The following is an 18,758-nucleotide window of genomic DNA, read 5'->3' as shown; positions in this document are numbered from 1 at the left end:
ATACAGTTGTCGAGGTTCCTAATCAGGCCTTGGCAACTGTATCATTTAGTGTACTCTAGGCATACAACTTCACGTCATCCAGCACAATTTCGTCTCCGCACATAATGACCAGGCGCTCAATAACGTTGCGCAGCTCGCGTACGTTGCCCGACCAGGGCAGCGATTGTAAATACTGCATAGCATCCGGCGAAATCTCTTTAGCAGGCGAGCCGTACTCCGTGGCAATGTCATGAAGGAATTTATCCGCCAATAGGGGAATATCACCCCGTCGTTCGGTGAGGGGGGGGACATGAATCATGATAACGCTCAGGCGATGAAATAAATCTTCCCGGAAATTACCGTTGCTGATTTCCTGTCTCAGGTCTTTGTTGGTAGCAGCAATAACCCGTACGTTGACCTTTATCTCTTTATCGCCCCCAACGCGGGTAATTTTACTTTCCTGCAACGCCCGAAGTACCTTTGCCTGCGCTGACAGGCTCATATCGCCAATTTCGTCCAGAAACAATGTACCGCCATCGGCCTGCTCAAACTTGCCTATGCGCCGGGCAGTTGCCCCCGTGAAGGCACCCTTTTCGTGGCCAAATAGTTCGCTTTCGATGAGTTCGCTTGGAATGGCAGCGCAGTTTACTTCAACCAGTGGCTGGTTGGCCCGGCTCCCTTTTTCGTGGATCTGCTTGGCAACCATCTCTTTACCGGAGCCATTGGCACCCGTTACGAGTACCCGTGCTTCGGTGGCAGCAACCCGATTGATCGTATCCTTAACTTTCCGGATTGAATCGGCCTCTCCGACAATCTCGTTCAGTTTATAGATGCGCTTTTTGAGCGTTTTGGTTTCCTGAACCAGCTTGGCCCGGTCAATAGCGTTGCGGACGGTAATCAGCAACCGATTCAAATCGGGGGGTTTGGTAATGAAATCGAACGCGCCACGTTTGGTTGCTTCAACGGCGTTTTCGACATTACCGTAAGCCGAGATCATGATGATTTGTGTGCTTTTCTCGGCTTCGCTGACCTTCATAAGCAATTCCAGCCCATTCAGTTTGGGCATTCTAATGTCGCACAGGGCTACATCGTAGCTCGTGCGCATGATCATGTCCAGTCCTTCCTCGCCGTCTTTCGCTTCGTCAACATCGTAGCCTTCATATTCTAAAATATCGCGTAGAGCTGCCCGAATAGGTTTTTCGTCGTCCACGATAATCAGTTTGGCCATACAACTGGAGTGTATTTAAACATTAATTTTATTAAGTAGGGGTAGCAGCAGTGAATCCGGCGGGTAGCCAATAACATCAATCCTTAAATTAGCAATAACTGGTTAATTAGTACTGATTTAGTGAAGAAGTAACGATTCTCTACATTGTAGTATAGCCCGAAAATAGGGGATTTTGAGTCGGCATTGGTTATGATGTACCTGAAATTTGCTTTATTTTTTTATAAAGCGGGTTGATCGTACCTGACCACGACGAGCTTTCGTTCGTACGTAAAGAGGCTACGCTCGATCAGGTCTGGCCGCTGCCAATTCAACCGATGGCTAAGCGTATAGCCACCATTTCGTTCTAAATTGCCGCACTATAATCGCTTCTAATGCTGATGGCTATACGTATTTTACTGATTTGCCTGGTCCTGGTTTCGGCGGCCCCAACGGTGTCGGCTCAATCGCGCCGACGTGCCCAATTGACGGCTCCTCAAACCAATGGGCCGGTTCCGGTGGTAGCTGCTCCGCAAGCCCGTTTGCTGGAGAGTATGATCATGAATAGTTCGTTAATGAACCGAGCCATCAAGTTTTCCATTTACCTGCCCCCCGACTACTACGTATCGAACCGGCGTTATCCGGTTGTTTATCTGTTACACGGGTATGGCGATAATGAAACGAGCTGGGTGCAATTTGGGGAGGCTGACCGGATTGCCGATACTGATATTAAGTCAGGTGAGTTGCCGCCCATGATTATTGTGATGCCTAATGGCGGGGCCACCTGGTTTGTGAACGACTATCAGAACAAGGTTCGGTACGAAGATATGTTCGTGCAGGAACTGATTCCCCATATTGATTCGTCGTTCCGAACCCGAACGCAGCGGGAGTTTCGGGCTGTTTCCGGGCTGTCGATGGGTGGCTTTGGGTCCTTAACATTGGCCATGCACCATCCTGAGCTGTTCGGCTCGTGTGCGGCCCTTAGTGCGGGGATTCGGACGGATGAAGGGTTTGCTGCTATTCCCGATGAACGATACAATCTGGTTTTTGCTCCCGTTTTTAGTGGGCCTGCCAAAGGTGACGAGCGACTTACAGTTGCCTGGAAACGAAATAGCCCTATCACTCTGGCTAAATCAGCACCCGAAGGCGATCTGTTAAACGTTCGCTGGTACATCGACTGTGGCGACGATGATGCCCTTACCGTTGGTAACGCTATGTTACACCTGGCTTTGCTTGATCGAAAAATTCCGCACGAGTACCGGGTTCGCGATGGGGCGCATACCTGGACATACTGGCGCACCGGATTGCCCGATGCGCTTAAGTTTATCGCTACTAGTTTTCACCGGTAACGTCAATCGTAAATTATTGCGCTGACTGGCGCTTCTGAATAGGTACGATGGCTTCGGTTTCTTCCCAAGCCAGTACCATATCCACACCGTTGGTAGCCGGCCGGAAGGTGATGTAAAATTGTTCGGACATGGGGCTATGCTTCCGGGAAACGACTGGCACGCGCAGAACATCTTTTGTCTGGTCGTAGTTGGTACCCCACTGACCGGTTTCGCTGTTAAAAATAGCAATCCAGCCATCTTGCGAAGGAATGGTCCACAAAGAGTACTCGCCCTTGTCGAGGGGTTGTCCAGCGACAACTACGTTTTGGTCGAAATCAACCACTGTGGCTTCGTTGGCACCTGTGCGCCAGACCTGGCCGTAAGGCACCAGGCCGCCAAAAATCTTACGCCCTTTCTTGTAAGGCTGGCAATAATCTACCTTGATCTGCAGACCATTCTGATCAATTTGGGCTATAGCTTCGGGGCTGCTGGATTTGGTCCAGCTGCGTAGTGTAAAGAAGCCAACCAAGGCCATTACGGCAATAACACCAAGAATAATAAGGATACGTTTCATGGGTATTCAGTGATTTTATGCTGACGGGTTGCAAGGTATGAAGTTTTTATAACTTGCTAGCTTTCGGATGGTTCGTGTCACACGCTAATGTCTGTCTTGGATTACCCATCACGGTATGAACGACAATGAGGTGACACGGACGAACCGCATCACCTCAAGGTCAGAGCCTGGAATCTCTCCCCAGCCATGAATTCGTAATCAAATGTCTTTAACTACGAATTCATTTGATTACAAATCTTTATGATTTGATGAAATCTACGCCGTTTCCTGCTTCAATTTATCCCGTAGCTGAAATAACTCGTCGCGCAGGCGGGCTGCTTCCATAAAGTCCAAGTCTTTGGCAGCACGCTCCATTTTCGACTGGGTTTCGTTGATTACTTTCTCCAGATCACCTTTGCCCATGTAACGCACGACCGGATCGGCGGCAATCCGGATTTCGTCGGGTTCTACGTAGAAATGTTTCGCCTGAGAATCGGCTACCTTGGTCTGACCCATAATGGCTTCGCGCGATTTCAGTACGGTTTTCGGTGTAATGCCGTTATCCGTATTGTATTCGAGTTGAATGGCCCGCCGTCGGTTGGTTTCGTCGATGGCTTTCTCCATCGAACCCGTAATGCGGTCGGCGTACATAATTACCTTGCCATTAACGTTACGAGCCGCCCGGCCAATCGTTTGAATCAGCGATCGAATATCGCGCAGGAAGCCTTCTTTATCCGCATCCATTATAGCGACCAGCGATACTTCGGGTAAATCGAGACCTTCCCGGAGCAGGTTGACGCCCACCAGTACGTCGAAGTTACCCAGTCGTAAATCCCGCAGAATCTCGACCCGTTCCAGGGTTTTCACCTCGGAGTGAATATAGCGGGTCTTGATACCGACCCGGTCCAGGTACTTGGTCAGTTCCTCAGCCATTCGTTTGGTAAGCGTTGTAACCAGCACCCGCTCCCCGTTTTTGATACGGCCGTCGATGGATTCGAGCAGATCATCGATCTGGTTCAGGCTGGGGCGAACCTCGATTTCGGGATCAAGCAAGCCTGTGGGCCGAATGAGTTGCTCGACCACCACTCCCTCGCTTTTTCGAAGTTCATAATCCGATGGCGTAGCGGATACATAAATGGACTGACCCGATAAGTCTTCAAATTCCTGAAACGTGAGCGGCCGGTTGTCCATGGCCGATGGAAGGCGGAAACCATAATCGACGAGAGCTGTTTTCCGGGAGCGGTCGCCACCCCACATGGCCCGAATTTGCGGAATGGTTGCGTGGCTTTCATCAATCACCATCAGGTAATCGTCCGGAAAATAATCAAGAAGGCAGAAAGGGCGCTGCCCCGGCTTGCGTTTGTCGAAATAGCGCGAGTAGTTCTCAATACCGGAACAATACCCTAACTCCCGCATCATTTCCAGATCGAACTCCGTCCGTTCGCGTATACGGGTGGCCTCCTGCTCGCGAAACTCCGACTCAAAATAGCGTACCTGCGACACCATATCGTCCTGAATCTGGTACATGGCGTCATTGAGGGTGTCGCGCCCGGTTACGAAAAGATTGGCCGGAAAGATCGTTACTATATTTTCCGACGATATTTTTTTGCCCGTGCCGGGGTCTATTCGCTGAATCGTTTCGATCTCGTCGCCGAAGAAAATGACACGGTAGGCAAAATCGGCATAGGCTACGTACAGATCAACGGTATCGCCCTTGACGCGGAAGTTGCCCCGCTGAAATTCGCCTTCCGTCCGGCTGTACAGAATGCTGACCAGCTGGTGCAGAAACTGATTGCGGCTCATCTGCTGACCAACGCCAATTGTTACCACGTTTCGCTTGAACTCCTCGGGATTACCCATGCCATAAATGCAGGATACCGAAGCCACCACAATCACGTCGCGCCGACCGCTCATGAGGGCCGAGGTAGCCGCCAGCCGAAGTTTGTCGATTTCTTCGTTGATGGCCAGGTCTTTTTCGATGTACGTATTGGTGGTCGCAATGAAGGCTTCCGGCTGGTAATAGTCGTAGTAGGAGATGAAGTACTCGACGGCGTTATCGGGGAAAAATTGCTTGAATTCGCCGTAAAGCTGGGCTGCCAGGGTCTTGTTATGGCTCAGGACGAGCGTGGGGCGGTTGGTTTGTGCAATGAGGTTAGCGACGGTAAAGGTCTTTCCGGAACCGGTTACGCCTAAAAGTACCTGCGATGGCTCACCCTCATTTACGCCTTTAACCAACTGTTCGATGGCCTTTGGCTGATCGCCGGTTGGTTGAAATTCAGAGGTTAGTTTAAAGTTCATTATTGCCGTTTGGAATCTGGCTAATTTACGAAATCCCGGAGTAGATACCAAGAGCGGTTCAGAAATTATCCGCTCCTGGTATGACCAATCTGATTCAATAAACCGCCCACAGGCAGATGTATCGCACGGCTAACGAGTTAACTTTTCCGGAAGGCCATTCTTCACGGAATAGCGCGCAGAATTCTTACGTCGTTAAGGTCTAGTTGATCCAAATAGGGCTCTAATCGTTTCGGCTGCGTAAAGGAGCAAACGCAGGTTAACTGGCCACTCGTGTTATCGTAACAGGCTTCAGCGAAAAAATCATTGAATCGATAAAGCTGGCGAGTTCGGTAAAGGTCGGAATGTCTGGCGAGGGGTATCCCCCAGAGTTTCAGCGCACCCTGTCGAATCAACAAGGGCTGACGATCGTAGGCTTCTTTTGTTATGTTCATGGAAGGTATTGGTGAAGAGTAATTAGTTATCGTTAAGGCCTGTCACACAGAAGGTGAGGGTAAAAAACAGCCGCTATCTAACTAAATAGCGGCTGTCCTATTTTACCGTAATGAATTTGTAATGGAACGATTTACTATCTGAAATGAGCTTTGTTGGTCGATAAATAAAATAGTGAGGAAACGGTCCGGTAAGCTCCCTGGCAGACAAGCATAGCTTATTGCCAGGATAATTTTACCAGCGAAACACCCTGCCCAGGCAGTAGAAAGGGTATAGCCAGAACACCGTTTTTAGTCGTGAGCCATGAGGGAGAAGTCAGCAACTGAAGTTGTCCGGCTTTTTCCAGTTCTGTAATCTGCCCGGTAGTAGGCGATTTGGGAGAGCCCATTTTTTTCCAGACCTCGTAGGAGTTACTGAATTGCTGGTCGATGCGGTAATGCTCGACCAGTACCCGTCGGGCAGGAATGCCTTTCAGTTTCACCTGTACCGGTGCGTCGGGGCCTGTTACGTTGTCATCGTGGTAATTCCAGACCAGCACCGCGGCCGATTTGGTATCTTTGGTTGCCAGCGCGTTAATGTCCCGTTCTCCCCGAACGCTCTCATTTTTGATTTTCGTAAAATCATAGGCCAGGTCCGTGTTTACCTCCGCTCGCCTGCCCTGCATCATGCCAAACATCCGGAATACGTTGAGGACCGGTTTGTCGACACCGTTGGTAGCCAGGTCCCGAAACCCGCGAAACCACGGCTGATCTTCAAACTCGAACGCCCAGGTTACCGCGCCAATGAGGTTGACCCCGCGGGCGTTGGCCAGATCGTGTTTTCGGGCAAAGGCTGCCGCCGTATAACTGGCGTACATGGTGCCATTGCGGTAGGCATTCTGCGGGTGCAAGTCCTCCGAACAGGCCGCGCATCCTTCGGGGTCCGACTCGCCAATGATGATGGGCAGGTGCTTCAGCGTAGGGTAGGAGGCCACAATCTCGAAGCCTTTGTCCAGATCGCGAAATTGAATTCCCATGTTCATTTGCACGACCCCGTTCACCAGTTTGGGTGCACCTTTGGCGTGAAACGTAACAAAGTCGAGGGGAGCGCCGGTCTTGCCTGTAACAGCATTTTTGCCACGTACAATGTGATCCATAAAGGCTCGAAAGAACCTGGCTGAGCCCTCGCTTCCCGGCCCGGTCACTTCGGGGCCGCCCATTTTGGCCGTAGGCAGCGCCCGTTTAACGGCATCCGCCGTGTAGTCATACAACTTGATGTATTCCTCAACGGTGCCTTTCCAGTAGCCAATGTTCGGTTCGTTCCAGAGTTCCCAGTACCAGCTTTCTACCTCTTTCTGGCCATACCGCGTCACCGAATGTTTGACCCACTGATAAACCAGTTCGCTCCACTTTTTGTAGTCTTTGGGCGGGTAAGCCCAGCCGGTATAAATATCGTTGTACTGATTGCCGGGTCCCCAATTGTGTTTGTAGGGTTCGGGTTTTGTGGAAAGGGCTTCGGGCATGAAGCTGATTTGGGCAATCGGTTTCATGCCGCGCTCAACATACGTATCGAAGATTTTATCGACGATTGTCCAGTCATAAACAGGGTTGCCGTTTTTGTCTTCGGTATAGGCATTGGTCGATCCCCACTTCAGGGCAGCCTTGCCATCACCCGTAACCAGCAAGCTGTGCGCCCGAACGAACACAGGTACCTGGCTCAGACTGGCAATCTCGGACAGCAATTTCTTACCATCCTTCATATACGTATAGTTTGGCTCATCATAGCCGAACCAGGCCCAGATGGGTTTCAGAGGTTCTTTGGTTTTCGATAGATCGACCCGAATGTCGACCGGTTTGGGTTGAGCCAGGCTGCCTGTTATAACCAGCAGGCATAAGGTGAATGTACGGGAAAGACGCTTCGTGAAGCTGGACATGACTAGGGGTCTGAACATATACGATGGGTGTATGGAATGGGAAACGTTTTAAAGCAGACCTACTGCTATATACCCGTGAGAATACTATTTGTGGACCTGCTCCATACTCCGAAACAAACTACCCGTGCCGGTAAATTCTACTCAACCGTTGTCACGTCGAGCGGTGTCCTGATTGCCCGTTAGAGAGCCATAGCTATTAAAGCAGGTGTAGTTGCTTGTGCACCAAAGTGATGAAAACTTACTCTTAATTGCCTGTTTAGTATACTTGTTTGTCGTAATATCGCGGACAGTTTGCCCGCAGGATTGTTCGTATACTACTACCGGTTGATAAACAGGACCAGTTATTGATGACAGGTTGCCCCAAGCAAATGATTAGCATCACGTAGTCATTATAGTTGATCGGTAGTTTACTTTTTAATTAACTAACGGAACGGAAAGTAAAATTTAAGCAAATGATTAAATTTTTTGATTAAATCATTTGCTTTAGCCCGTATACTCATCTACTTTTGACCTAACAACAAGGCGAAAAATGAACGAAACCGTTTTATCCACTGAAGAACGCATTAAGGAGGCCGCCAAAGCGGTGTTCCTGGAGAAGGGGTTCGACGGTACAACCACTCGCGATATTGCCCAGGCTGCCGGGATCAACAGTGCCCTGATGAATTACTATTTCCGCAGTAAAGAGAAGCTGTTTCAGGTCATTTTCGATGACATGTGTCATCTGATGTTTGAAGGCATGCTGGTCACATTCAACCAGCCTATTAGTCTGAAAGAAAAAATATCGAAACTGATTGATCATCAGTTCCAGATGATGATGTGTAATCCGAACTTAAGTATATTCGTTATGAACGAGTTACATAAGAACCCGGAGCGAATGGCGGCTACCATCGGTATGGCCAAAAAAATACCCGAATCCATATTTCAACAGCAGGTAGAGCAGGCTGTGGAAGAAGGTATCATCATTCCAATCAGTGCTCATCATATTATGACGATGATTGTTGCCAACATTCAGTTTCTGTTCGTTTCCAAACCAATGACCATGCTGACCCAGGGCTTCAATGAGGAAGGCTTTAATCAGTTCGCCATGAAGCACATGGGTTATGTCAGAGAAATGCTTTGCGAATACCTTTTTTCGCCCCAGGTAAAGACCTGATTTTTTTGTCCTTAATTTAATCAAACGTTTAAATTAAATGATTAGTTAAATTGACCTGATAAAGCGGAATGAAGTCATTACCGGAAGTACTAACTCGAATAAGCCTCGACAAGTAGAACTAGCCGGTTGCTGCATCAGTGACCAGCCGTGTGAAGTGCCTCGTAGACCTTATCAACCCTTTTACCCGTTGCTGTATGACACGTCAACAACTAAACAACCGCCTGCTGGACGTATTTACCAGCATTGGCCTGAATGTAACGGCACTCTCTGATCAAGCCCACTTCAGCCGGGATCTGGGTCTTGACTCGCTGGGAATAACCGATTTGATGCTGCAGGTTGAAGACAGGTTCAGCATTCGCATCCCCGACGAAGACTGGTGGCGTATTCGAACCGTTGGTCAGTTGGAAACTTACCTCGTTGGTGAAGTAATTTTTAACAACGGGTCTCCCGTCTAGTGCATCGACTACCCCGAAAATAACGTATAGGCTGTATCGTCTTAACAGGTAATAGCTAATGACAACTCCTCAACCCAACCTCTCAGCAATAGTACTCCGGGCCGATTATGAACGTTGGTTAACGTTTGTGACAGCTTCCCGGACTATCGTCCGCAATTATGATCGTCAACTCAGTCAAATCGGGAAGATGCACACCGATCTCAGCGTGTTGAGCCAGTACCTGCGCGACTGCATGCACCAGCGCAGTCAGTTTTTTGGTGAGCTGGCCCTCATACTAACCGAAAAAGTAGCGGAACTTCGTGCTGAATCAGCCAATGAAGCCCTTATTCGAAGACTTTCGCAGGCGCACGCAACGATGCAAACGCTGATTGAGCAGTTAACCAACTCATTCGACGAGCTAGAAACCTCGTATAGATCGCTGGCTGGAACCGCTTTCTTTTCACCAAAAAGAGTAACCGAAAGAGTAGCGTAATCCGCTACGCTACCTTACACGATACGCCGTCAATCGCTTCCAGTGCCCGCAGGAATGAGTTAGCGGGGGATACTTTCAGCGTTCTGGACTGCAGGCTGACTTCAATTCGTTCGTTATGGTCGATTACGTTTAACGAGAGCGTACACGTGCCGGGATGGGCATTGACCAGCTCATTTATTTTGGTCACTAGCTGTGCATTCAGGGCGTCGATGGTTAGTGACACGCGAAGTTCTTTACAGAATTTTTCCCGCATATCGTTGAGTAGCCGGATGCTCGCTGGTTTGAACTCCAGCTGCTCCGATCCCCATTTGTTTTGGGTTTTGCCCGTGATGTGCAGAAAACGCCCGACCTCAATGTATTGCACCAGCCGGACGTAATCATCGCCGAACAGGGCCATTTCAAGCGATGAGTTGTAATCCTCAACTTTGAAAATACAGAACGGATTGCCACTTTTGGTGACGCGCATTTGTACGGCGGAAACAATACAGCCGACTTTAATTTCGGCCTGCTTGGTCTCGAAGAGGTTAGCCAATGTAGCGTTACAGAAGCCATCCATTTCGAGCTTGAACTCATCCAGTGGGTGACCGGTGATGTAAAAGCCAACAACGTCCTTCTCGAATTTCAGTTTTTCGATCTGGTTCCACTCCGTTACAAGAGGAGCTTTAGGCCGGTTGAGCATGGGCTCTCCGCCCATCATAGCCCCGAACAGCGACTGTTGAGCCGCAGCTTTCTCGGCGTGGTAGTTGTTGGCGTACCGGATAATCTTGTCCAGAAACGGTGACGTATCGCCCTCTGCCAACTCAAAATATTGCGCCCGGTGGTACTCGTCGATGCTGTCGAACGCACCGGCATAAGCCAGCGATTCCCACGTTTTCTTGTTCACCGTCCGCAGGTTGACCCGGATGGCAAAATCGAAGATGTCTTTGAACGGGCCACCTGCTTTGCGTTCCTCGATAATGGCTTCCACGGCGGCATCACCCGCTCCTTTAATACCACCTAACCCGAAGCGAATTTCCCCCTTCTGATTAACCCCAAAAAAGCGTTCGGATTCGTTGACGTCCGGGCCAAGAACCGGAATGTTTATATTTTTACATTCTTCCATGAAGAACGTAATCTTGTCGATGGTGCCCAGGCAGCTTGTCAGAACGGCCGCCATGTATTCCGGACGGTAGTGCGCTTTGAGGTAGGCCGTCTGGTAAGCGACGAACGCGTAACAGGTCGAGTGCGATTTGTTGAAGGCGTACGACGCAAACGCTTCCCAGTCGGTCCAGACTTTCTCGCAGACTTTGAGGGGTAGTTTATTGGCCGCGCAGCCATCCATAAACTTACCTTTCATTTTGTCCAGCGTGGCCCGGTCTTTCTTTCCCATTGCCTTTCGCAGTACGTCGGCATCCCCTTTGGTGAAGTTACCCAGCTTCTGCGATAGCAGCATCAACTGCTCCTGATAGACCGTAATACCGTAGGTATCCGCCAAATACTCTTCCATTTCTGGCATGTCGTATTTGACTTCTTCACGACCGTGTTTCCGGTTGATGTAGTTCGGAATGTAGGCAATCGGGCCGGGACGGTAGAGGGCGTTCATCGCAATGAGATCACCGAAGCGGTCAGGCTTCAGATCTTTCATGTGCTTCTTCATGCCGTCGGATTCAAACTGGAACACCGCGTTGGTCTCGCCCCGCTGGAACAGTTTATACGTTTCGTCGTCGTCCAGCGGAATGTCATCGATGCCCGTTTCAACGCCATCGATGAGTAATCCGCCGTGGTTCTGCTTAAGAAGACGCAGGCACTCCTTAATGATGGTGAGGTTGCGCAACCCCAGAAAGTCCATCTTGATTACGCCTGCATCCTCGATGACTTTCCCCTCGTATTGGGTAATGATGAGGGTCGTATCTTTCGATGTCGAGACGGGTACGATGTCCGACAGGTCACTGGGCGCAATGATAATTCCGGCCGCGTGTAATCCCGTATTCCGAACGGTACCTTCAAGTTTGCGAGCCTGCTTAAGCACCGCCGACACTTTTTCGTAATCGACGATCCGCATGGCCGCTGCCGCACTCTTATCGCCCGACTCCAGGGCCCGCATCCGCTTCACATTGTCCAGCTCCTCCGGCTGGATGACGTTCGACAAGCCGCCCGGCCCTTCGAGGGGGTCCTCGAAAATGCGCTTGAGCGTCATGTTGTACGTCGGCTTGTCGGGTACGAGCTTCACGACGGCGTTGGCGTCCTGCAAGGGCAAATCCATCACCCGCGCTACGTCCTTGATCGATGATTTCGACGCCATCGTACCGTACGTAACAATCTGGGCAACCTGCGCTTTTCCATATTTCTGCACCACATAGTCGATCACTTTCTGACGACCTTCATCGTCAAAGTCAGTATCGATATCGGGCATTGACTTCCGGTCTGGATTCAGGAACCGCTCGAACAGCAGGTCGTATTTGATCGGGTCGATGTTGGTGATACCGGTGCAATACGCCACCGCACTACCCGCTGCCGATCCACGACCGGGTCCGATCATCACGCCCAGATCGCGACCCGCTTTGATGAAGTCGGCCACGATCAGGAAGTACCCGGCAAAACCCATCGTCCTGATCGTGAATAATTCAAAATCAAGGCGTTCCTGAATATGGGGCAGAATATCGACGTAGCGTTCCTTAGCACCTTCGTACGTCAGGTGACGCAGGTATTCCCACTGGTTCAGTACGTCGTCGGTATGTTGCTGAAACTCCCTGGGAATCGGGAAGTTAGGTAGCATGATATCGCGCTTCAGTTTCAGCGTTTCCACCTTCCCGACAATCTCGTTCGTGTTGTCGATGGCTTCGGGCAGGTCATGAAACAGCGTCGTCATCTCCTGCGTGTTCTTGAAGTAGAACTGGTCAGAGAAGAAGGCGAAGCGGGTATTTTTGGGCATCACATCATCGTCGCTAAAATCCTTCATCGACGGTGTGCTTTGCTTTTCGTTGGTGTTCACGCACAACAGAATATCGTGCGCCACCCAGTCGTCCTGGTCGACGTAATGCGAATCGTTGGACGCAATGATCTTGACGTTGTATTTCCGGGCAAACTTGATCAGCACTTCATTGGCCTTGATCTGATCCGGAATATCGTGTCGTTGTAATTCGACGTAATAATCTTCACCGAACCGGTCGAGCCACCACTTGAACTCAATTTCACCCGCTTCTTCGCCTTTTTTCAGGATGGTCTTCGGTACCGATGCGCCAATGCAGCAAGTCGAAGCGATCAGCCCCTCTTTATATTGGTCAATCAGCGCCTTCGTAACGCGGGGGTACTTGCCATACAAGCCCTCCATGTACCCCAGCGAGCAAAGTTTCGCCAGGTTTTTGTAACCCTGCGCGTTTTTTGCCAACAGCAACTGGTGATATCGAACGTCTTTCTGCTCTTTGGTGAACTGCTTTTTATGGTGATCTTCTACCACGTAAAACTCACACCCCACAATCGGCTTGATACCCTGCTTGCTGGCTTCGGCTACAAACTCGAATACGCCGAACATGTTACCGTGGTCAGTGATGGCAACGGCAGGCATATTGTCATTTTTAGCCTTCTTAATCAGCTTCTTAATATCGGCCTGACCGTCGAGCAGCGAGTATTGAGTATGACAGTGAAGATGGGAAAATTGCATAGTATCTAATCGGACCGCCGACGCGGCCAGGATTTATCTGGTTTTATTGATTCGCCAGATTTTGTTTATCTGTAAAAATAAGCAAACTGCACGGGTCAGAAGCAATGAGGGAGAGTGATTCTTGAAAGATTTTGCTAAAGGGCTGAGGGTGAAAAGACTGTTGACGTCGTTACACTAATTCTCGAACGGCCTGTAAAACGCGTTGCTTCACATATGGCCATCCCTCGTCCGCTAACCGCTCCTAATTTCATGGCGATGACATCTTCCACTGACCCAGATCGAATGCCTGACTCTGCCCTAATGGGTTTGATTAACGGATAACGATGCTCGAGTAAATCTACTTTTACCCCATCAATAAACAGGCTCACGCTATTTCTAGCTTGGTCCGTTTTGATTGCTGTTGGAAATTCGACCACTCTGTCTCTATGGTATGCGAAATTCTCCCTATAAGAGAGCGGATGGCGGTATCGTTCCACTACAGTGTAAACCTACGCACATTGGCAGTTTTGTGCTAGCTGTATACTTCACAAACCCGGCACGGCGTTTGATAGACAACATTTGACTGTAACCCATTACATAGTTTAACGTATGTCAACTACTTACGCCGTTCCCTCCTTGAGAAACGCATTTCTCACCTTACTAATTCTTGGTTCACTAACTACGGCCTGTAAAAAATCGGGTGGGGCCGATGCCGTCGATCCCCGTGATCAGTATGTAGGTACGTACGTCGGAGATTCCCGCAGAACGATTTATGTTGTTGCGGATATTCTCCAAGGACCCATTCCTGGAGTTGCTACAACAACAATTACTAAGGGGTCAAATAGCAAAGAACTTTACATAGAAACAACAGTAGCGAACAATGGGGGCTTTACTGGTGGGTATACTCTGAGAGTGACAGCTGAAGTAGATGAATCTACTTTTACGGTTATCGATAAGTCAACTGATCAGATCGAACTACCCAGTGGTAAGATTGATTCAGACTACACCGCCACAGGCGCATTCGATACTAGTAAAAAGCAGTTTGTTTATTCGGCAACAGCGCGTGCTTTACGCAATGGAGCTCAGTATTCACGAACCGACGAGATCACAAGCACATTGAAGTAACCCCATTCGAGCCGAATCTCAACTTTAGGATTTTATAAACATATACTGAAACCGGCCTAATGGCCGGTTTTTTTGCGTTGGTACCAATCGGAAATAGCCAAGTCAATTTAATGAGTGGATTCTGCATACTGATGTATCAGCCCATTTCTCAACTGGATGAACCTGTAAGAAGGCGTCCTCTGCCCTCTGTAGAGTGTAGAATTGCCCCAGGCCTTTATGACCTCGATAGCAAGACGTAGATTCTCAGTATAGTACAAATTGAGGATTTTGCTGGACTGGTCTGGTATAAGCCCGAATGTATTAAGACAAAACGGACGAAGTTGCTCATTACAGCAAGACGTAAGAAACAGGTTTTATTCAGATATAAACAGTGCAAGCCTGTTTTTTTATAATCTAGTCTAACCAAAAGGAAAGCTTATTTTATTACATAGAGTCAATAAAAAGTCACCCCGGTTGTGAACTATTTTCTAGCTTATATAATTGATTTAAACAACTGATTAAAGGGGTTGTTTAAACGGACGATTCTTGCTTCAGAATAACGAAAACAATGACAATTGACAGTAATAGTTGTTATTAGTAAACGAAGTTAACAGGCCAGAAAGAGGGTCGTCAGACAAGGTTCGAAATGAAGTAGCCTGGTTGGCGCTTAATCTAAAGGATTGTATTACACCAATATAAACGTAAAAACTACTTAGATGAAACAACAGTACACAACGTCGCAAGGCACATCAAACGTCTTGTTTGTCGAAGCCCTGGCAGCGGGGGCGAACCTCTATAGGGAGGTCATAAAAAAAGGGGAAGCTCGTACCGTTCATGCATAAACTGATTGCTACGGGTCTGGGCATTGGGTACATTCCCAAAGGCGGAGGTACGGTAGCCTCGGTTGCATGTTGTTTTGTCTGGTACATGACGCAGCCCGGTGCAACCCATACCGGAGGTTTTCCGGTTTTTTTTCCAGTGTTGATTACCCTCGTTCTGGCCGGGGTCGGAATTTGGTCCGCTAATGTGGTTGAGGAGCAGTGGGGAAAGGATAATTATCGGGTTGTGATTGACGAAATAGTAGGGATGTGCATGAGCCTGCTGTTTGTGCCGATTACCGTAAAAAGCCTATTGGCAGGTTTGTTTCTCTTCCGTTTGTTCGACATAGTCAAACCCTTCGGTATCCGGAAGCTGGAGAAGCTGAAAGGAGGCTGGGGCGTTATGCTGGACGACGTGCTGGCGGGGGTTTACGCGAATGTGCTGCTACAGGCCGCCTGGTTGGCAGGCCTATTATAAACGTATAAATGCAAACGTTCTTTAAGGTTCAGCTTACCTCTCTGACGGCTTCGGGCGTCGACTTTTTGACAACATTTACCTGCGTCAGTCTGATTCACATTTGGTACATGTCGGCCAGCGTAATCGGGGCTGCCTGCGGAGGGATTGTTAGTTTTGGCTTATCCAAAGCGTGGGTTTTCGCCCGGAATAATCAGCCGATCGGTTTACAGTTTGGTCGATTTGTTCTGGTTTGGCTGGGTAATGCCGGACTCAACGCTGCCGGTCTTTTCGCCGTTACCCAGTTTATGGGCGTTCAGTATCTGATAGCGAAAACGGGCGTAGCCATTCTGGTTGGCGTGAGCTACAATTACATTTTACAGAAAGACTTTGTCTTCAGTTTGTCATGACTATACTGCTGCGCTACCCCTCACTCCGGTTACCAATCCTGCTTTTGGGCGGATTGCTACTCTTCAGTAGCCTAACCAGAGCGCAGACAACTACCGTTACCGGTACCATTACCGATGCGGCCACCAACCAGCCCCTGGCCTTCGCCAACATTATTTTTGTCGGAACCAATATTGGGACCACCAGCAACGACAAAGGGGGATTCTCCCTGTCGGCAACCGGAAGTTTTACCAGAATAGCGGTCTCGTTTATTGGCTATAAACTGGCCAGTCGAGCCATCTCTCCCGGCACGAGCCAGACCGTTGTTGTTAAGCTGGAGTCGGATTCGCAACTGCTGAATGAAGTCGTAATTCGGCGGGGCAAGCAGGAGCGCTACCGCAACAAAAACAACCCGGCCGTTGAGCTGATCCGGAATGTGATCAGCCACAAGGAGCAAAATCAACTGGGGAATTACGCTTATGCAGCTTACGAAGAATACGATAAGTTGCAGTTCTCGCTCAGTAGTTTATCGACCAAAATAGCGGATCGGAAGATCTTTCAGAAATACCGGTTTCTGCTGGACAACCGCGATACAACGACCCTGCCCGGAAAATCATTGTTGCCCATTTATCTGGAAGAAAAGCTATCCGATCATTATTATCGTAAAAGCCCGCTACGGGATAAAGTGGTTATCAAAGGAAGCAAACGGGTCGATTTTGGGCAGTATTTCGACAACAATGGGCTCAGTCTTTACCTGAACCGGATGTATTCGAAGGTCGATATTTATTCGAACTCGATTTTCCTGATGACGAATCAGTTCCTGAGCCCCATCGCTAACAGTGCCCCTACCTTTTACCAGTTTTATCTGGCCGACACGATTGTGGTGGATAAGACCAAACTTGTTGGGTTAAACTTTGTGCCCCGTAACCCGACCGACATGCTGTTTGAAGGGAAAATGTACGTAACGCTGGATAGCAACTATGCCGTTCAGAAAATCAACCTGACCATTAATCCCAGAATCAACCTGAATTGGGTTCGGGATTTGCAGATTCGGTTGCAGTTTGCACAGAACACCGACGGACGTTACTTCTTGAGTAAAAGCGATCTGCTGGCTGATTTCGGTGTTAATAAAAGCAAAGGGGGCGGTATTTTCGGGCAACGTACACTCTCTTACCGAAACTATAAAACGGACGAGGTTCTGCCCGCTCAGTTTTATGACGGTCAGCAACAGATCGTGGATGCCAGTGCGGCCACCCAACCCGACGAATTCTGGAAGACCAACCGCCACGATTCCCTGTCTTCGGCCGAATCGAAAGTATACGTCAACATTGACAGTCTGAAGCGGATGCCCTCGTTCCGGCGGACAATGGAGGCCCTCACGTTTGTTCTGGCCGGGTATAAATCGTTCGGCGCGTTCGAAATTGGCCCGGCCAATACCTTCTACAGCTTTAACCCCGTCGAGGGATTTCGCCTGCGCGTGGGCGGGCGCACTACACCAGAACTGAGTAAACGATACTATGCTGAAACCTACGCAGCATACGGGTTCAAAGACCAGCGATGGAAGTATTTCCTGAGTGGAACGTATTCCCTCAACAACAAGTCGATTTACCAGTTTCCGCAAAATTACATCCGCGCCAGTTTCCAGCGTGACACGAAAATTCCCGGTCAGGAGTTACAATTTGTTCAGGAAGACAATTTCTTGCTGTCCTTTAAACGGGGAATAAACGATAAGTGGCTTTACAACGACACCTGGCGAATCGACTATGTACACGAATTTGAAAACCACTTCTCCTACAGCCTGGGATTCAAAAACTGGCAGCAGGCCCCCGCGGGAGGATTGCAGTTTAAGCGCGCCAGCGACGCAGATAATGCCCCATCGCCCACGGTAACAACGTCCGAATTTTCGGTGGAGGCCCGCTGGGCACCCAATGAGCAGTTTTATCAGGGCAAGATTTATCGGGTCCCCATTGTAGGACGCTATCCTGTGTTTACGGTGCGTTATGCTGCCGGAATAAAAGGGCTGTTGCGGGGCGAGTACAATTATCAGAACCTGACAGCTACGGCCAGCAAGCGTTTCTGGCTCTCTCAGTTAGGCTATTCAGTCGTGACACTCCAGGGCGGTTACATTTTTGGTCAGGTTCCATTTCCGCTTTTAACGATTCACCGGGCCAACCAAACCTATGCGTATCAGTTAAACTCCTACAACCTGATGAATTTTCTCGAATTTGTCAGCGACCGATATGCCAGCGTTAGTGTTGACCATTCGTTCAATGGGTTTTTCTTCAACAAAATCCCCTTGTTCAAGCGGTTGAAATGGCGGGAAGCGGTCTCGTTCAAAGCCCTTTACGGTGGATTGCGTAGCGAGAATGATCCGCAACAGCACCCGTCGCTTTACCAGTTTCCGGTCGATGCCAGGGGGATTCCGTATACGTACACGCTCAACCAGACACCTTACATGGAAGCGAGCGCGGGCGTTGCCAACGTATTTAAGTTTTTCCGGATCGATCTGGTTAAACGACTCAATTATTTAGACCACCCCAATGTGTCGTCATGGGGTATCCGGGCTCGTGCTACGCTCGATTTTTAACGACTA

General features: G+C 49.3%; 15 protein-coding genes. 9 read left to right on the top strand and 6 right to left on the bottom strand.

The window, feature by feature from the left end:
* Nucleotides 1–55: 55 nt before the first annotated feature.
* A complete protein-coding gene (locus ACYU87_RS19585; RefSeq protein ID WP_461135788.1) occupies nt 56–1,207 on the bottom strand; it encodes a sigma-54-dependent transcriptional regulator in 1,152 nt (383 codons plus the stop codon).
* Nucleotides 1,208–1,584: 377 nt separating this feature from the next.
* Here ACYU87_RS19585 and ACYU87_RS19580 point away from each other — a divergent pair, with 377 nt between their 5' ends.
* Complete coding sequence (locus tag ACYU87_RS19580) at nt 1,585–2,532, top strand: alpha/beta hydrolase (RefSeq protein ID WP_461135787.1); 948 nt, start codon at nt 1,585–1,587, stop codon at nt 2,530–2,532.
* 13 nt (nt 2,533–2,545) lie between these two features.
* On the opposite strand, the gene ACYU87_RS19575 is transcribed toward ACYU87_RS19580, so the two are convergent.
* The 4 genes from ACYU87_RS19575 to ACYU87_RS19560 form a co-directional block, all read right to left on the bottom strand.
* A complete protein-coding gene (locus tag ACYU87_RS19575; RefSeq protein WP_461135786.1) occupies nt 2,546–3,085 on the bottom strand; it encodes a DUF2911 domain-containing protein in 540 nt (179 codons plus the stop codon).
* A 255-nt stretch (nt 3,086–3,340) separates the two neighbouring features.
* Nucleotides 3,341–5,362: an excinuclease ABC subunit UvrB gene (gene uvrB, locus ACYU87_RS19570; protein WP_461135785.1), complete on the bottom strand. Its 2,022-nt coding sequence runs from the start codon at nt 5,360–5,362 to the stop codon at nt 3,341–3,343.
* Nucleotides 5,363–5,523: 161 nt separating this feature from the next.
* Complete coding sequence (locus ACYU87_RS19565; protein WP_461135784.1) at nt 5,524–5,793, bottom strand: hypothetical protein; 270 nt, start codon at nt 5,791–5,793, stop codon at nt 5,524–5,526.
* A gap of 215 nt (nt 5,794–6,008) precedes the next feature.
* Entirely contained in the window at nt 6,009–7,721 is a 1,713-nt protein-coding gene (locus tag ACYU87_RS19560) for a GH39 family glycosyl hydrolase (RefSeq protein WP_461135783.1), read from the bottom strand.
* A gap of 511 nt (nt 7,722–8,232) precedes the next feature.
* On the opposite strand from ACYU87_RS19560, the gene ACYU87_RS19555 reads away from it, so the two are divergent.
* The 3 genes from ACYU87_RS19555 to ACYU87_RS19545 all read left to right on the top strand — a co-directional run bounded on the left by ACYU87_RS19555 (nt 8,233) and on the right by ACYU87_RS19545 (nt 9,783).
* Nucleotides 8,233–8,856 carry a TetR/AcrR family transcriptional regulator gene (locus ACYU87_RS19555; RefSeq protein WP_461135782.1) on the top strand — a complete coding sequence of 208 codons (624 nt, stop codon included), beginning with the start codon at nt 8,233–8,235 and terminating at the stop codon, nt 8,854–8,856.
* Nucleotides 8,857–9,050: 194 nt separating this feature from the next.
* Entirely contained in the window at nt 9,051–9,311 is a 261-nt protein-coding gene (locus tag ACYU87_RS19550; protein ID WP_461135781.1) for an acyl carrier protein, read from the top strand.
* Nucleotides 9,312–9,369: 58 nt separating this feature from the next.
* A complete protein-coding gene (locus ACYU87_RS19545; RefSeq protein ID WP_461135780.1) occupies nt 9,370–9,783 on the top strand; it encodes a hypothetical protein in 414 nt (137 codons plus the stop codon).
* 4 nt (nt 9,784–9,787) lie between these two features.
* On the opposite strand, the gene dnaE is transcribed toward ACYU87_RS19545, so the two are convergent.
* The gene (dnaE, locus tag ACYU87_RS19540; protein ID WP_461135779.1) at nt 9,788–13,423 is read right to left on the bottom strand and encodes a DNA polymerase III subunit alpha; all 3,636 of its coding nucleotides are present in this window, start codon (nt 13,421–13,423) and stop codon (nt 9,788–9,790) included.
* Nucleotides 13,424–14,011: 588 nt separating this feature from the next.
* Here dnaE and ACYU87_RS19535 point away from each other — a divergent pair.
* The 5 genes from ACYU87_RS19535 to ACYU87_RS19515 all read left to right on the top strand — a co-directional run bounded on the left by ACYU87_RS19535 (nt 14,012) and on the right by ACYU87_RS19515 (nt 18,752).
* Nucleotides 14,012–14,527: a hypothetical protein gene (locus tag ACYU87_RS19535; RefSeq protein ID WP_461135778.1), complete on the top strand. Its 516-nt coding sequence runs from the start codon at nt 14,012–14,014 to the stop codon at nt 14,525–14,527.
* A gap of 695 nt (nt 14,528–15,222) precedes the next feature.
* Nucleotides 15,223–15,348, top strand: coding sequence for a hypothetical protein (locus ACYU87_RS19530; protein WP_461135777.1), 126 nt, complete (start codon nt 15,223–15,225; stop codon nt 15,346–15,348).
* Nucleotides 15,341–15,802, top strand: coding sequence for a phosphatidylglycerophosphatase A family protein (locus tag ACYU87_RS19525; protein WP_461135776.1), 462 nt, complete (start codon nt 15,341–15,343; stop codon nt 15,800–15,802). Before ACYU87_RS19530 ends, ACYU87_RS19525 begins: the two co-directional genes overlap by 8 nt.
* An 8-nt stretch (nt 15,803–15,810) precedes the next feature.
* Nucleotides 15,811–16,188 carry a GtrA family protein gene (locus tag ACYU87_RS19520; protein ID WP_461135775.1) on the top strand — a complete coding sequence of 126 codons (378 nt, stop codon included), beginning with the start codon at nt 15,811–15,813 and terminating at the stop codon, nt 16,186–16,188.
* A complete protein-coding gene (locus tag ACYU87_RS19515; protein WP_461135774.1) occupies nt 16,185–18,752 on the top strand; it encodes a DUF5686 and carboxypeptidase-like regulatory domain-containing protein in 2,568 nt (855 codons plus the stop codon). Before ACYU87_RS19520 ends, ACYU87_RS19515 begins: the two co-directional genes overlap by 4 nt.
* Nucleotides 18,753–18,758 lie beyond the last annotated feature (6 nt).

The organism is Spirosoma lituiforme (assembly GCF_054776635.1).
The sequence above is the reverse complement of the archived record's forward strand: the minus strand, read 5'-3'. Positions and strand labels throughout refer to the sequence as shown.

Bases quoted from the DNA above. Each gene is read 5' to 3' on its own strand.
- ACYU87_RS19530 (WP_461135777.1), top strand. From the start codon at position 15,223: ATGAAACAACAGTACACAACGTCGCAAGGCACATCAAACGTCTTGTTT.
- ACYU87_RS19545 (WP_461135780.1), top strand. From the start codon at position 9,370: ATGACAACTCCTCAACCCAACCTCTCAGCAATAGTACTCCGGGCCGAT.
- ACYU87_RS19520 (WP_461135775.1), top strand. From the start codon at position 15,811: ATGCAAACGTTCTTTAAGGTTCAGCTTACCTCTCTGACGGCTTCGGGC.
- ACYU87_RS19515 (WP_461135774.1), top strand. From the start codon at position 16,185: ATGACTATACTGCTGCGCTACCCCTCACTCCGGTTACCAATCCTGCTT.
- ACYU87_RS19555 (WP_461135782.1), top strand. From the start codon at position 8,233: ATGAACGAAACCGTTTTATCCACTGAAGAACGCATTAAGGAGGCCGCC.
- ACYU87_RS19525 (WP_461135776.1), top strand. From the start codon at position 15,341: ATGCATAAACTGATTGCTACGGGTCTGGGCATTGGGTACATTCCCAAA.
- ACYU87_RS19560 (WP_461135783.1), bottom strand. From the start codon at position 7,721: ATGTTCAGACCCCTAGTCATGTCCAGCTTCACGAAGCGTCTTTCCCGT.
- ACYU87_RS19535 (WP_461135778.1), top strand. From the start codon at position 14,012: ATGTCAACTACTTACGCCGTTCCCTCCTTGAGAAACGCATTTCTCACC.
- uvrB (WP_461135785.1), bottom strand. From the start codon at position 5,362: ATGAACTTTAAACTAACCTCTGAATTTCAACCAACCGGCGATCAGCCA.
- ACYU87_RS19575 (WP_461135786.1), bottom strand. From the start codon at position 3,085: ATGAAACGTATCCTTATTATTCTTGGTGTTATTGCCGTAATGGCCTTG.
- dnaE (WP_461135779.1), bottom strand. From the start codon at position 13,423: ATGCAATTTTCCCATCTTCACTGTCATACTCAATACTCGCTGCTCGAC.
- ACYU87_RS19585 (WP_461135788.1), bottom strand. From the start codon at position 1,207: ATGGCCAAACTGATTATCGTGGACGACGAAAAACCTATTCGGGCAGCT.
- ACYU87_RS19550 (WP_461135781.1), top strand. From the start codon at position 9,051: ATGACACGTCAACAACTAAACAACCGCCTGCTGGACGTATTTACCAGC.
- ACYU87_RS19565 (WP_461135784.1), bottom strand. From the start codon at position 5,793: ATGAACATAACAAAAGAAGCCTACGATCGTCAGCCCTTGTTGATTCGA.
- ACYU87_RS19580 (WP_461135787.1), top strand. From the start codon at position 1,585: ATGGCTATACGTATTTTACTGATTTGCCTGGTCCTGGTTTCGGCGGCC.